Below are 14425 nucleotides of genomic sequence, written 5' to 3'. Positions count from 1 at the left end.
GTGCAATTGCATTTTGTGCTAATACGGACATGAAAAAGCTCGTCTACGTGCGGAAAGGGTCGGTTCGGCAGCGATTTGACTCCATTTTAGCTGATAGACACTTTTTAGGAATATTCCTATTTTGTGTAAAAAAGCTGTTATACTCCTTTTAAGAATACATCAAAATTGTATTTTTGTTATGTAACTATTTAAAATCCATCCCGTTGATTAATAGATTATCCCTACGAACTGCAATTGCCGCGTTCGCTATTTCCGCGAACTTGTGTGCTCAACCCTGTCCTGAAAATGTGGGTTTCGAAAATGGTAATTTCCAAAACTGGAAACTTTACACAGGCATAACAACTGCTGTAAATCATATTAACTCGATAGAAACCCATCGGGTAAGCCGCCCTGCTAATTCCCGACATGCCATGATAAGTGATAAACGCTTGATAGACCCTTATGGAAAATTTAAGGTAATTCCGCCTACAGCTGGTAATTTTGTGGTGAAACTGGGTAATGATGGTACAGGTAATCAGGCCGATGGCATCTCTTATCTAATTACAGTACCCGAAAACCGGCCCGAATTTACGCTTACTTACCAATATGCGGTTGTATTAGAGGAACCGAATCATTTACCTAGCGAGCAGCCCCGATTTGTAGCACGTGTAAAAGATGTGGAGAAGAACGAGTATATCGGTTGTGTATCATTTGAGTACATCTCCACATCCAGTTTGCCTGGTTTTCAAAAATGCAAGCCGAAAGAAAGTATCATTTATAAAGACTGGACACCGGTAACCATGAACCTTTCTGGCTATCAGGGTAAAAAACTTGAGCTAGAGTTTATAAGTGCCGATTGTACGCTTGGTGGCCATTTCGGGTATGCGTATGTCGATGTTGGCAACCTCTGCGGCGATATGGTTATTGGCAATAACCTGTGCGAAAGTGCAGATCATTTATCCGTATCAGGTCCACGCGGTTTCCAAACCTACAATTGGTATAACGAAAATCGCTCCATTCAATATGGCTCCGGTCAGTCTATTGATATTAAGCCGGCGCCTGCAGATGGATCGAAAATAGTGCTCGACTTGATTCCATACGATGGCTTCGGTTGCCCCAGCACAATTAGCAGTGTAGTGCGGCGGATAAATTATCAGCTTCAGGTACTGGAGAAAAAAACGGTATGTAAGAATAGCGCTATTGATTTTGCCAGCGATGAATTTATTTTGAACAAATCAGATGACTTTAGTTATCTGGTATTTGAAGATAAAGACCTAACCCGCCAGGTAAAGGGAAAAGCAATTGTGACCAAAAATTCGACTTATCACATTGTGGCTACAAATTACGAGGGTTGCGAAAGCTTTGCAACTATCGATGTATCTGTTGATGACATTTCAAAAATGACCGCCCACAATCCTCCAGCAGTTTGTTATGGCGAAACGGTCGACATTACTGCCGAAGCGCTTTATAAGGGCAGTTTAGAGGGAATAGAAAGATCGTATTTTACGGATGCCAATGCGAAGAAAAAGCTTCGAGACCCGGTACATATTTCCGTCGCGGGCATTTATTATGTCAAGCTTACCAACGCATTCGGATGCAGTAACATGGTTCCCATTGAGGTTAGCGTAGTGCCCAAGCCAGTTCTAAAAATTACCAATCCAGCTGCGGCCTGCTACCCGGGTACCGTTGATATTACAGCCGCCAACATTTTTACAGGTAGCGACGACGATCTTCGGTTAAGCTTTTTCGAGGATCAGTTTCTTACAATCGCTGTTACTAACCCACAGGAAATTGCAAAAGCTGGTTCTTATTATGTAAGCGCCATAAACACAAATGGATGTGTGGTAAGCCACGAAATTGAGGTTGTAATAAACGACTTGCCGGTTCTCGTTGTTAAAAACCCGGAAAAGGTGTGCTACCCGGAAACAGTGAATCTTACAGCTTCGCAGTTGTTTTCCGGTTCGGCCGCTGATTTAGAATATTCGTTTTTTAATGATGAATTACTTACCGACAAGGTTGTCCGGCCAGAAGCAGTAAGCAAATCGGGAACTTATTTTGTAAAGGCAACCAACGCTTCAGGCTGTTTCGTTTCGGGCCAGGTTGAGGTAACTATTTATGGCCTGCCCAAAATTGTAGTCAATGTGCCGAAGCCAATCTTGTCTAACGCATTTGCAGACTTAACAGCGGCAGAGATTTTAGCGGGTAGCGAGAATTACTCGACAGTGGCCTATTTTGAAGATCGGAATTTAAAGCGGCCGCTCCAAAATCCAAAATCAGTTGGCAAGGCTGGCCAATATTATATTTCGATAACCAACAACAACGGTTGTTCTGCATCGGCAGCCGTACAGATTAGCGTTTTGCCCGAACCAAAAATTGTTGTACCTACCGCGTTTACCCCACAAAAACAAAACAACAACAGACTGTACCCCTTTTTGGTGAGTATGAAGAAGCTAAACAGCTTTAAAATATTTAATAAATGGGGAATTTTGGTTTACCACACCACCGATATGCACGCCGAAGGTTGGGATGGACAGTTTAAAAGTAAAATGCAGCCTTTAGAAACCTTTTCGTGGTTTGCCGAGGGCATTGATGTATTCGGACAGAAATATCAAACTTCAGGAAAAACTATATTAATATTATAATGTACAAAAAGCTAGTAACTTCATTCCTGTGCTTTGCAGCATTATGTTGTTCGGCGCAAGATCCAAAATTTTCGCAGTATTTTGCCTCACCGCTAACATTAAACCCTGCTTATACGGGTTTCTTCGATGGTGAGTATAGAATTGCCGTAAACACCCGGCAACAGTGGGGTAATGTGGGCGATGCCTACAACACCTACAGCATTTCGGGCGATGTTAAGCTGGTGGCCGACGAAAATTTTACCAATCATGTATTCAGTATAGGCCTGAGTGGCCTTTTTGATGAATCTTTTAACAAAGCCTTAAAAACGCAATATATCAGTGCAAGTTTCTCGTACTACCAATATCTGGATGTAGCGCATAAATTCAAATTCGGTTTGGCCCCGCAGGTGTCTTATGCCTCGCGTTATTTGGATCATAACGCCTTAACCTTTGCTTCGCAATATACCAGCAATGGCTCTTTTGATTCTGCTCTGCCCAATCACCTCGATTTGAACAGTCATAAAGCATCCTATTTTGATGTAAATATTGGCGCCAACTTTTCGGGCACATTCGATCGCTGGAGCATTGCCCTCGGCTTTGCCCATTATCATCTTGCCAGGCCAAAACAAAGCCTGTTAACCAACAGTTTTGAGGTGGTGGCGCCAAGGAGCACGATACACATTGGTGCACTTCATCAGATTAATAGATTTACCGATCTGAATTTCACCGGTATTTATAATGCGCAGAAAAAGAATAACGATATCCTGTTTGGGGCCGTTTTAGGCTTAATGCCCAACGAGGAGACTAAATTTAAGCTTAACCTGGGGATGTGGTATCAAGTAAATCAATCTTCATTTTACCCATATCTGGGCATTAACATCGGCGACTTTAGTGCTGGCATAAATTACACCTTGTATGGCAACAAGGTAATTGATTCGACACCCCGTACGTATGAATTATCGTTAATATACAGACACAATAACTTCAAGGGATTTAAGGTTCCTTGTCCCAGATTTTAAATAATGAAACAAACCCTATTAATTACCATTTTTGCACTTTGCACCAATTTACTGTTTGCACAACAGATTAGAAGTATCGATTATCAATACGAACGCAAACAAGAAAAATATTATGCCTTTGAACTTTTCGAGAGCGATACTTTTGGCGTCGACAGCCGTTTATTTATAGATTTCGCCGCTAACGATGCGTTTAAGAAGGTAAAAAAGATTACGCTGAGCGACGGCTCTAAAGAATTTAAGCTAAAGTTCGGCTTTCGCGAAGAGCAGATTAAAACAGACAATCCGGCGCTGAATTTTTACCCGATCGTTATTGCTTGGAACGATGTTACAGCAAACGTCCTGAGCTGTGAAGCCAAAATCACTTTCGAACTGGATAACGGAGCAGCTTACAGTTTACCCTTTGATGTGTGCCTGATTAATGAAATTTTGAAAAGCGATCAGAATTTGATTTTCGCCGAAAGCTTATAAATGTCGTAGGCCGCCTTTTGTATCAGATCAAATTGTTGCGGAACCAGATCCTGATCCTTGTTTATCTTAAATCCTGTATCGGCAACCCTGATCAGGGGCACATTATCAACGGCGTTTTTATCTTTTTCCAGGTTTTCTATGGCCATATCGAAAAGATAATTGGTGTTTTTCGACATCGGTTTCAGCGGATCAAAACTTTCGAAAGTGAATCGATGCTCCTTATTATAAAGGGAAAGGGTAGCAATGTACGACGACAGCAAATGGTTCAGCGTTGTAAACTGATGAACCTCTTTTATAAAAAGCTGCTTGCTTTTAGGTTCAGAAAACATTCTCTGAAACAGCGACGCTAAGTTTGCGGTGCTCACGTACACTTCTTTGCGGGCAAGTTTATATTCGGTACGATTATAATTTTTATCGAAATACAGGCCAACAACCTGTCCGTAATAAGCTTTGTTGGCGCTTAAAACATTCAGCATGGCTTCTTTCAGTTTTTCATATTCCCAGGTCGGAAAAAGCGAATAACTGGCCAAAAGTGCAATACCTGAGCCGATAAAGGTATCGTAAATCCTCTCTCGTGCCAAGGCGATTGAGCCCATGCCCAAAAAATCGAAAAGGATAAGGATGTAGGGCGTCATAAAAAGTACGCTTACAACATAATTTTTCCGTTGAAAGCTGTAGCTGCCGATCATGCACAGGAGCAGGATGGCAAACAGCGTATTTTTATCGTGGATGTAGGTAAGCACGCCCATACCCACAAAAGCGCCGACTGTGGTACCGATTAAACGCTGATAGTTGCGTTGTTTGGTTAAGCTGAACCCGGGCTTGGAGATTACCAGAATAGTAAGCAGGATCCAATAGCTGTGCGAAAAATTTAACGCTTCGGCAACCACATAACCCAAAAGCATCACCACGGTTACCCTGAGCGAATGCCTGAACGTAGAAGAGCTGTACGTTAAGTTTTCGGTAAATAGTTTTATGTCGAGCCGTTGTCTGTTTATGAACCGTTCGGTATCAACATCTGCCGATTGAATATCTTTGCTGCTCCTGATGGTAAAGTAACTGTATATGGTTTTGACCCTGGCCAGAATGTTCTCGATATTTACCTCAATATTTTTCAGTGCAATGATGCCAATTGTGCTGTATTGCTGATTAACGTTATCACTCTCTAGCTTATTGATTTTTGTTTTTAGCCGTTCAATTTCGATTAAGAGCCTTTTGGAAAGCACAGGCTTGCCGCCGCTTTTCAGGGCAAAGGCCACATCATCGAGGGCATAAGAAATCCGTTTGATGGCCATTTCGTAATCTTTCAAAATCCCGGCTTTATCGAACTGCTCGTGCAGCTGCTGGTAATTGTAATAAGTCGACATTACCTGTTCAAACAAATCGACCATATCTACAAAAACCAGCATTAAAAACCTGCCTTCGGGGCTCGAATCCCGAACTATTTCCCTTGTTCTGAACAGCAATTCCCGTACGGCATCTTGTTTTTCGTGTACTGAAACCTGCAAGGGCAACAAATCGGCAAACGTTTTTTCATAATCAGTGTTTTCATGGTAAAATTTAGCTTTTTCTCTTAGAAAACTCGCCACTTCCAAAATCGAATCACTCAACGATTGCTGAACAAGCCGAAACGGCCTTAGCCGATACACAAAGTAACTTAAACCCGTGTACCAGACGCTTCCTGCCAAAACCAAAAGCGCATGCATCATTACATCTTGCCAGGGGCGAATATCGTCTATGCTCAGTACAATAATCAACAATACGGCGGTGCCGACTGATGCTGCTCTGATGCCATAGATATAGAACATCGAAAAAACAAAGCTCGAAACCGCCAAAAGAAAGCCAATAAAATAATGGTTTTTGTTGGTTAGTCCTGTTAAAATAGAGAAGATGAAAATCAACGCCGTTGTTACCAGCATCGCATTCCGGCGGTGTACCATCGGCCCGGGGCTATCTACCACGCTTACGCAAAGGGCGCCTAAAGATAAGGTCATGCCATACTTTAGCAACCCGAATTGGGCGAAAATTAAAGAGGGCAGGAGCACCCCAATTGTGATACGAAGACCATCCGCAAAATAGGTACTCAATAAAAAGTCTTGAATATTTCTGATCGGTCGCCTGATTTGCATACTACAAAAATAACATAATCGCTAGCTTTTTTGTTACTTAAACAACTAACTTTCGTTTGAGGGGTAACCATTTGTGCCGATTTTAGTTATTCGCCTGATTATCAAAAAACTAAAAATTGTTAGTAAGGTTGTTTTGCCCAAATGTTAACAAACTACAGAAAAGGCTCGCTGTTGCGCTTAAGGGTGGATATTGTAATTATAAGCTGTTGATAACCAGTGTTTTTAGGTGAATAACTTTGTTGGTAAAATTGGTGACTATTAACTTGACAGTGGAGGTTTAATGGCGTAAATTAGATGATATCAAATACGAAGTACTTTGAATTCTGAGAAAGCAGTCCAAAAGAGACAAAGAACCGAAAGGGGAAATGTTTCGGATTTGTTTACAGGGAAAACGATTAGTTTCTGAAAGGGTGAAACCGAATAAGAATATATAGCTCTTTTGGAAAGAAAGGAGATAAGAAGATCGCACAGGCCCAAACAGAGATTATTCATAACGCTGAAGTTTACGAACGGATGGTTGGAAATAAATTTTCACGAATCGAAAAGATCACGAGACTTATCGATAACGGAAAAATCAAAGTACGAAGAATTAGATTCCTTAAATGCAACTATGGTTGTTTTTAAGGGTAAAACGGGGAACTGAATCGAAAGACGAGGAACCCCGTTTTTGTTTTAACGCTGTCGGGCAATGTCGGCATTACTATATTGCGCTGTGCTGATTATTTTAACCTTTTAAATGTCTCATAATAATTGCAGTATAAACCATAAATTTACCTTATGACCAAAAAAGGTAAGATTGCTTCCGGCTCAAAAAAGATATTCGTATTAGACACATCTGTTATACTTTACGACCATGATGCGATAAACAATTTTCACGAACACGATGTTGCCATTCCGATTCAGGTGTTAGAGGAGTTGGATAATTTTAAAAGTGGCAATGATACGCGTAATTTTGAGGCAAGAAGTTTTATCCGGCTGATTGATCAACTTTCGCGGCAACAGCTGATTAGTAATTGGGTAAAGCTTAAATCGGAAAATCTGGGCATGTTTAAAGTGATTCTAAATGAAGCTCAGCTTAAAATTAATGCAGAAGAGGTTTTTGGAAAGGGCAAAACGGATCATAAGATATTAAATGCGGCCTTAGGTTTAAAAGAAGAAAACCCCGGCAAAAAGGTAGTTTTGGTATCGAAAGACATTTGTTTACGATTGAAGGCCAAGGCGTTAAACTTGTTTGCGGAGGATTATGAAACGGGCAAAATCAAAAACGTTGATGAGCTTTACGCAGGCAAAACAGAACTGACCAACTTTCCGGAGGCGATTATTGAGGAAGTGAAAAAACAGCGGTTTTTAGATGCTACTGACAGTGGTATTCTACCACGTACGGGCAATCACTTTTATGTGCTTAAGCATAAGCGCAAAGTGGCCAACGTATTTTATAATCAAAGCTTAAACACCATTTCTGCGGTTTCTACAGATCAGGTTTTTAAAATTAAGCCCAAAAATATCGAACAAGCCTTTGCTATCCATGCCCTGCTAGATCCTGAAATTAAGCTTGTGAGCATTCAGGGAAACGCGGGCACCGGGAAAACGCTCCTGGCATTGGCCAGCGCACTGGAACAGCGCAAAAAGTTTAGACAGATTTTCGTAACGAGACCTATTGTTTCATTAAGCAACAAAGATATTGGCTTTTTGCCGGGTGATGCCAAATCGAAAACGGATCCGTTTATGGCGCCTATTTGGGATAACCTCAGGTTTATTAAAGATCAGTTTGTGGGTGATGCGAAGATGCTGGAAAAGATAGACGAATTGATTGCAACGGAGAAGATCGCGATAGCACCGCTGGCCTTTATCAGAGGGCGAACATTGGCCAAAATCTTCTTTATTATTGATGAAGCACAGAACCTGACGCCTCACGAGGTTAAAACGATTATTTCGAGGGCTGGCGAACATACAAAAATTGTTTTCACTGGTGATATTTATCAGATAGACACACCTTATTTAGATGCTGAAAGTAACGGTTTATCGTACCTGATCGAGAATGCAAAAAATCATCCGCTATATGCACATATTACCTTACAAAAGGGCGAACGAAGCGAATTGGCCAATTTAGCGAACGAGCTGTTGTAGAAAAACAAAGCTTACCACATAGATACATAGTACACATAGTGACAACGCTTACAAAGCTATGTTTTTCTATGGGCCTATGTGGCTAATATTGATCTGATTTAGCGAACGAGCTGTTGTAGAAAAATAAAGCTCACGACCATGATACCACAACTTACGGTTTTTATAAGCCTCTACACGAACGGTTGTCCTGCTGTCCCGAAACTTCGGGACCAGCATCTTTCATGCTATAAAGGCCCTGATCCCGTACGTACGGGACAGGGTGACGAAGCGGTTAACCAGAACGCTTAAAATTCTTTCAACCCTTAACGTCATGCCACATTGATTTTTTCCTGAAAAATTAAAACTACGATTGACGTTTTATTACTTTGGGTTTAACGTACTGTCTCATCGTCCCTCTTTGGAGAGGGTTGAACAACCGAAAAACACAGGAATCCATACAAAGGGAGAGGATTTTTTGGGAATCATCCCCTCCCAAAGGGATGCCTTTGGCACTGCCCCCTTCAAGGGGGACGCATAGCGCAAATAGCGGCCGAATAAATTCCAAACGTCACACATACCGATTTTTTTTGAAAAGTTAGAACCCAGGGTGACAGCATTGAGAAACCTGTCATCCCAACTCATTTGTTTTTTCAAAAATTCATCTCACTTTGTGCTAAATCCTTTCCTCCCCCCGCTAATGATACTTTCTCAACGACTTTATTGCAATTAGAAGCCCCACGAACGTTAAAACTGCACTTAAAATAAACGGGGCACCCGGGAAGTAAACCGATGCATGGCCTTCAATAAAATAGGCAAAAATGTGTGTCATTACCCAAGGCGCAATAATGGCTGCCAAACTTTGCAAACCTGTTAATACGCCCTGCATTTCTCCTTGCGCATTACCTTCAACCTGGTTGGAGATTAATCCCTGCATAGCGGGACCTGCAATGCCTGCTAAGCCGTAAGGGAGCATAAATACAAACATCATCCAGCCTGCGCTTGCAAATGCGAAGGCCGCGAAGCCGATGATGTATAAAGTTAGTCCAATATAAACAGCTCGTTTTTCGCCAATTTTCGGGAGTATGATTCGGATAAGCCCGCCCTGTACAATACCGATTACCAAGCCTACAAAACCCAACGAATAACCTACCCAAGCAGCATCCCAGTCGAACTTTTCCATGGTATAGAAAGTCCAGTTCGATTGAACGGAATGACTGGCGAAGTACAGTAAAAACAATGTTCCCATCAGGCCGAGCAAGGCGGGATATTTACCGATGCTAACGAGGGAGCCAATGGGGTTTGCCCTTTTCCAATCGAAGGCTCTGCGCTTTTCGACTGGGAGCGATTCGGGCAAAATAAAGTAACCGTAAAGCCAGTTTACTAATGATAAACCAGCGGCAATCATAAAAGGAACACGGGTGCCGAAATGACTAAATGCACCACCAATTACAGGCCCCAATATAAAACCCACACCAAATGCAGCGCCTACAAGGCCAAAGTTTTGCGCTCTTTTTTCAGGGGCCGAAATATCGGCAATATAGGCTTGTGCGGTGGTGAAACTTGCACCTGTTACGCCTGCTATAATGCGCCCCACAAATAACCAGGCGATTGATGGAGCAAATGCCAGAAATATATAATCGACTCCCAACCCGAATAGCGAGCTTAACAAAACAGGTCTTCGCCCAAAGCGATCACTCAATGCGCCAATAATTGGCGAGAAAACAAATTGTACAGCCGCATATGAAAGCGTGAGCCAACCACCATATTCTGCGGCCAAACCGTAGCCACCGCCGGTAAAATCCTGAATCAGTTTTGGCAACACGGGGATAATGATTCCAAATCCTGTAAAATCAATGAGCAGGGTAACCATAATAAAGCTCATTGCCGATTTTTTCTGTGCTGCCATTTACGAAAGTTTTTTCAAAAATATCATTATTGCGTTGCTAAACAATCGTTTTCTTCCATTTGCCTTTTTTAAACAAAATGAAGGCCGCCAAAGCGATGCCTGCCTCGGCGGTGGGTATAGCAATGAACACCCCTGTTGGGCCCATTTCTAAATATTTTGCCAGGAAATAAGCAAAGGGAATTTGAAACAGCCAGAAAGCGAAAACATTGATTTTGGTTGGTGTCCACGTGTCTCCGGCACCATTAAAGGCACTGGTTAACACCATTCCCATACCGTAAATGATAAAGCCGAAACTTAAGATTTTGAGGGCACGGCTGGCGATTGCTATCACCTTAACATCGGCTGTAAAAAATGAGGCAAATAAATGTCCGCAGGTTAAAAAAAGCACGCTTACAACAGCCATAAAGATTAATGTAAATTTCATGGTTTGGTAAACAGATTTTTCTGCACGGTCGATGTGGCCGGCGCCCAGATTCTGGCCAACCAAAGTGGCTGCGGCATTGCTTAAGCCCCAGGCAGGCAATAAAAAGAACATCATTAACCGGAGTGCCGTTTGATAACCTGCCGATCCTTCATCGCCGCCTGTTGTAGCTACAAGCTCGGCAAGGAATACCCAGCTGCAGCTCGCAATTACGAACTGAAAAATAGCTGGTGCAGCCACTTTAACAATCGCTTTGATCTGTCCCAGATCGGGGATGAAATGGCTAATGTGAATTTTAAGTATGTTTTTGCCGTTAAATAAATTAAAAATTTGATAAGAAACGCCCAGGCCGCGGCCGATGGTGGTTGCAATTGCAGCACCAGTTAACCCGAAGGCAGGAATAGGGCCGAGGCCATTGATAAAAATGGGACAAAGAATAATATTTGCCAAATTGGCAATCCATAAACTCCGCATGGCAATAGCTGCATTTCCGGCACCCCTAAAAATTCCGTTAATTAAAAACAGCAGCACAATGATGATACTTCCGCCCATCATAATGCGGACAAACGGCGTTCCGTGTGCAGCGGTTTCTGCCGATGCGCCCATCAAAATCAAGATGTCGCGGGCGTAAATTACACCCAGAATACTGATCAGAACATTAATAGAAACCGCAATTACAATGGTTTGCATCCCCGCACGCGATGCAGCTTCGGGATTTTTCTCGCCAATCCGCCGGGCAACAACCGCCGTTGCCGCCATGCTTAAACCAATGGCCAGCGAATAAATAATGGTTAAAACAGATTCTGTTAAACCCACGGTTTGTATGGCGTAGCTGCTGTTTTCTAAATGCCCTACAAAATAGAGATCGACAAGCGCAAACACAGATTCCATAGCCATTTCCAACATCATCGGGATGGCTAATAAAATGATGGCTCTTTTTATACTTATGGCGGTTAAATCGACCTCGTGTCCCTTTAATGATTGTAGAAGTACAGCAACAAAAGAAGATAGCTTGCCCTGTGCCTTTAAAGACTGTGACATAAAATGAAGTATTGATGTGAATAATAATGGATACATGCGAACTGGCCGCAGGTATCGAAAATTTAAACAGGAGGGAACCCTCGGTTAGTTAAAACCTCAAACGGATTGCTGGTACTATCATGGGGCTGTCGTTTTGATGGAGTTAAAGATAGGGAATGATTTCGTAGTTCTTAAAGGATTTTTTTATTTTTCAAGATCAAATTAAATAAATCCGGCGTTTTAAATCGATTTAACCGACTAAATGCTATACGCCTTAATCATTTCTTCGGTAACTTTTGTTCCGCGGCTGGTGTTCAAATCAATCAACACATAATCGAAGGTGCCATCTGATGCCACTTTACCTGTTTTCTTATTGATGATTTCGAACTGAACGGAACAGCCTTTATCGTGCATGGTTAAAATTCCGGTTCTAATCACCATTTGATCATTCATTAAAAGCGGACGCTTGAAGTTAATATTAACGTGGCTTACTACCCAGCCCAAGCCTTGTTTTGTAAAATGTTCCCAGGGCATGCCGTAAAATTTCTCCATCTGCTCGTAACGTGCCGCCAATACATAATCTAAATATTTGCTGTTATGTACGTGGTTAAACATGTCGATATCATCGGGGCGCACGCGTAATTCGCTTTCGAAAATGCTAAATTGATTCTTTTCCAAGGGTAAATGTTTTTTGCAAAAGTAAGGTATTTAATGTTGGCAAAGTGTATTAATGCTTGCATTTTCGTATGTTTGATAGGATGGGAAAACTTACATTTTACGATACTGATATTCCACACGAAAGCATTGTTAAAGAGCGTGACCGCGTTTATTTAAACCGTACAGCCAGGCAACGCTTTTTTAGTCTGTTGGAGCTGAACCGTATTGCAGTAATGATGAACGGTGGTCGGCCATTAAAGTCCCTCAGGGAAAAGGCATCATCATCCGTCGTCCGAATGCTTAGTTCAGATGAATTATCCTTCTACTGTTTTAACCAGGAAAACTTACATACTATCAAGTAAAAAGTAATATATTTTCCACTAAATTTTAAATTTAACTCAGCTCATGAAAAGACTGAAAATTACAATCTTGTCTTCCATTATTTCTTTAATCTTCCAAACCAGCATGGCTCAAGAAAGCAAACAAGATCAACCGGCGGTGCTGAACCACATTGCGGTTTACGTTGATAATCTTCAAACATCTACCGAATTTTATCAGCAACTTTTTAATCTGAACATTATTCCCGAGCCATTTAAAGATGGAAAGCACACCTGGTTTTCGTTGGGTAGCGTTGGGCACTTACATCTCATATCGGGCGAAGGGGCCAGTGCTACGTTTAATAAAAATAATCACTTGTGTTTTAGTGTGCAATCAATCGATCGCTTTATCGAAAAATTGAATGCGAAAAAAATTGCTTTTGAAGACTGGCCAGGTAAAGCGGGTGCGGTAACGAAAAGGGTAGATGGCGTTAAGCAAATTTACTTTAAAGATCCTGATGGGCATTGGCTTGAAGTAAACGACGACAAGTAATTTTTTTAGTACGTGTGTTAAAGCGGTCGATCAAATGCTATATTTAGCGCTAAGTCCCTTAAATATGAAACTAAAATTATCAAGAGCAGTACTTGTTGCGTTTTCATTTATCTTTTTAAACCTTGCCTCATTTGCACAGGAAACTACTGTTGAGCAGGAGTTTGAAAAAGTAATGCAAAAATATAGCGCCGTAGGCGCTTCGGTTGCGGTAGTAAAAAACGGTAAGATTATCTATACGCATTCGTTCGGCGTGAAGAATCTCGAGGATAAGACTCCTTTATCAGACAGCGATATTTTCCGGATCGCTTCTATTTCCAAGTCATTCTCGGCAACTTCGATCATGCAATTGGTAGAACAGGGCAAGTTACATCTTGATGATGACTTCGGCGATTTAGTGGGTTTTAAAATCAGAAACCCAAAATTTCCGGACGAGAAGATCACATTGAAAATGGCACTTTCTCATACCTCGAGCTTAAACGACAGTCAGGGATATCTTAATCTCGACATTATTAATCCTGAGAAAAATCCGAACTGGGCTAAATGTTATAACGACTATAAACCGGGCACCAAATTCGATTATTGCAATTTGAACTTCAATTTAATTGGGACTATAATTGAAAAAACTTCTGGCGAACGCTTTGATAATTATGTTAAAAAACACGTTTTAAACCCGCTTGGACTTTATGCAGGTTACTGTGTAGACTCGTTGGATAGTAACCGCTTTGTTAATTTGTACGAGTATCACCCCGATAATAAATCGTTTACACTCGCCGCGGCCGCTTATGCACCGAGAAGAGCGGAGATTAAAAACTACGTAATGGGGTATTCGACGCCAATTTTCTCGCCCACTGGCGGTATGAAGATCTCGGCTACCGATTTGGCGAAATACATGATCATGCACATGAACTACGGCACCAGCAATGGGGTTAAAATTATAAGTAAGAAAAGCGCAAAACAAATGCAAACCGCTCTTACTGATGATGAGGGTTATGGTTTGGCCATCCGCAGTGCTGACGACCTTATCCCCAACGTACAGCTAAAGGGACACAGCGGCTCTGCTTACGGCTTGTATAGCACCATGTTTTTTTCGCCCAAGGATAAATTTGGTTTCGTAACCATCACCAATGGAATCAATGCAACCTATACCGGCGATTTTCCGGATTTTAGCAGGGCGGCGATCAACTGCCTTTACAATGCTTTTATCAAGAAAAAACCTTAGTTAAACCGCT

At 41.7% G+C, this 14425-nt stretch carries 11 protein-coding genes; 7 read left to right on the top strand and 4 right to left on the bottom strand.

The features are described 5' to 3' along the window. Positions 1-203 precede the first annotated feature (203 nt). Genes IZT61_RS03045 through IZT61_RS03035 form a run of 3 tightly spaced genes read left to right on the top strand, consistent with a single transcriptional unit; the run spans position 204 to position 4087 of the window. Positions 204-2621 carry a gliding motility-associated C-terminal domain-containing protein gene (locus tag IZT61_RS03045; protein ID WP_196099727.1) on the top strand — a complete coding sequence of 806 codons (2418 nt, stop codon included), beginning with the start codon at positions 204-206 and terminating at the stop codon, positions 2619-2621. Continuing rightward, positions 2621-3619, top strand: a complete 999-nt coding sequence (locus IZT61_RS03040) for a PorP/SprF family type IX secretion system membrane protein (protein WP_196099726.1) — start codon at positions 2621-2623, stop codon at positions 3617-3619. The genes IZT61_RS03045 and IZT61_RS03040 overlap by 1 nt, the downstream gene beginning before the upstream one ends. 3 nt (positions 3620-3622) lie before the next feature. Then, a complete protein-coding gene (locus IZT61_RS03035; protein WP_196099725.1) occupies positions 3623-4087 on the top strand; it encodes a hypothetical protein in 465 nt (154 codons plus the stop codon). Here IZT61_RS03035 and IZT61_RS03030 read toward each other — a convergent pair. Next, on the bottom strand, positions 4057-6216 hold the full coding sequence (locus IZT61_RS03030) for an FUSC family protein (RefSeq protein WP_196099724.1): 2160 nt from the start codon (positions 6214-6216) through the stop codon (positions 4057-4059). The genes IZT61_RS03035 and IZT61_RS03030 overlap by 31 nt on opposite strands. Before the next feature lie 777 nt (positions 6217-6993). Here IZT61_RS03030 and IZT61_RS03025 point away from each other — a divergent pair. Continuing rightward, positions 6994-8343, top strand: a complete 1350-nt coding sequence (locus tag IZT61_RS03025) for a PhoH family protein (protein WP_196099723.1) — start codon at positions 6994-6996, stop codon at positions 8341-8343. Between the two features lie 673 nt (positions 8344-9016). Here the strand turns inward: IZT61_RS03025 and IZT61_RS03020 are convergent. The 3 genes from IZT61_RS03020 to IZT61_RS03010 all read right to left on the bottom strand — a co-directional run bounded on the left by IZT61_RS03020 (position 9017) and on the right by IZT61_RS03010 (position 12347). After that, positions 9017-10228 (bottom strand): TCR/Tet family MFS transporter, encoded by a 1212-nt coding sequence (locus IZT61_RS03020; RefSeq protein ID WP_196099722.1) that lies wholly within the window; start codon positions 10226-10228, stop codon positions 9017-9019. Positions 10229-10265: 37 nt separating this feature from the next. Then, complete coding sequence (locus IZT61_RS03015) at positions 10266-11690, bottom strand: MATE family efflux transporter (RefSeq protein ID WP_196099721.1); 1425 nt, start codon at positions 11688-11690, stop codon at positions 10266-10268. A gap of 237 nt (positions 11691-11927) precedes the next feature. Then, a complete protein-coding gene (locus tag IZT61_RS03010; RefSeq protein ID WP_196099720.1) occupies positions 11928-12347 on the bottom strand; it encodes an acyl-CoA thioesterase in 420 nt (139 codons plus the stop codon). An 80-nt stretch (positions 12348-12427) separates the two neighbouring features. On the opposite strand from IZT61_RS03010, the gene IZT61_RS03005 reads away from it, so the two are divergent. The 3 genes from IZT61_RS03005 to IZT61_RS02995 all read left to right on the top strand — a co-directional run bounded on the left by IZT61_RS03005 (position 12428) and on the right by IZT61_RS02995 (position 14415). Continuing rightward, positions 12428-12688, top strand: coding sequence for a hypothetical protein (locus tag IZT61_RS03005; protein ID WP_196099719.1), 261 nt, complete (start codon positions 12428-12430; stop codon positions 12686-12688). Between the two features lie 43 nt (positions 12689-12731). Beyond that, positions 12732-13196: a VOC family protein gene (locus tag IZT61_RS03000; protein WP_230383832.1), complete on the top strand. Its 465-nt coding sequence runs from the start codon at positions 12732-12734 to the stop codon at positions 13194-13196. Positions 13197-13260: 64 nt separating this feature from the next. Further along, entirely contained in the window at positions 13261-14415 is a 1155-nt protein-coding gene (locus IZT61_RS02995; RefSeq protein WP_196099718.1) for a serine hydrolase domain-containing protein, read from the top strand. The last annotated feature ends 10 nt before the right edge of the window (positions 14416-14425 follow it).

Origin of the sequence: Pedobacter endophyticus (assembly GCF_015679185.1) — a bacterium.
Lineage (GTDB): Bacteria > Bacteroidota > Bacteroidia > Sphingobacteriales > Sphingobacteriaceae > Pedobacter > Pedobacter endophyticus.
This window is presented reverse-complemented; position numbering and strand designations above follow the sequence as displayed.

Bases quoted from the DNA above. Each gene is read 5' to 3' on its own strand.
- IZT61_RS03040 (WP_196099726.1), top strand. From the start codon at position 2,621: ATGTACAAAAAGCTAGTAACTTCATTCCTGTGCTTTGCAGCATTATGT.
- IZT61_RS02995 (WP_196099718.1), top strand. From the start codon at position 13,261: ATGAAACTAAAATTATCAAGAGCAGTACTTGTTGCGTTTTCATTTATC.
- IZT61_RS03005 (WP_196099719.1), top strand. From the start codon at position 12,428: ATGGGAAAACTTACATTTTACGATACTGATATTCCACACGAAAGCATT.
- IZT61_RS03020 (WP_196099722.1), bottom strand. From the start codon at position 10,228: ATGGCAGCACAGAAAAAATCGGCAATGAGCTTTATTATGGTTACCCTG.
- IZT61_RS03025 (WP_196099723.1), top strand. From the start codon at position 6,994: ATGACCAAAAAAGGTAAGATTGCTTCCGGCTCAAAAAAGATATTCGTA.
- IZT61_RS03035 (WP_196099725.1), top strand. From the start codon at position 3,623: ATGAAACAAACCCTATTAATTACCATTTTTGCACTTTGCACCAATTTA.
- IZT61_RS03030 (WP_196099724.1), bottom strand. From the start codon at position 6,216: ATGCAAATCAGGCGACCGATCAGAAATATTCAAGACTTTTTATTGAGT.
- IZT61_RS03000 (WP_230383832.1), top strand. From the start codon at position 12,732: ATGAAAAGACTGAAAATTACAATCTTGTCTTCCATTATTTCTTTAATC.
- IZT61_RS03015 (WP_196099721.1), bottom strand. From the start codon at position 11,690: ATGTCACAGTCTTTAAAGGCACAGGGCAAGCTATCTTCTTTTGTTGCT.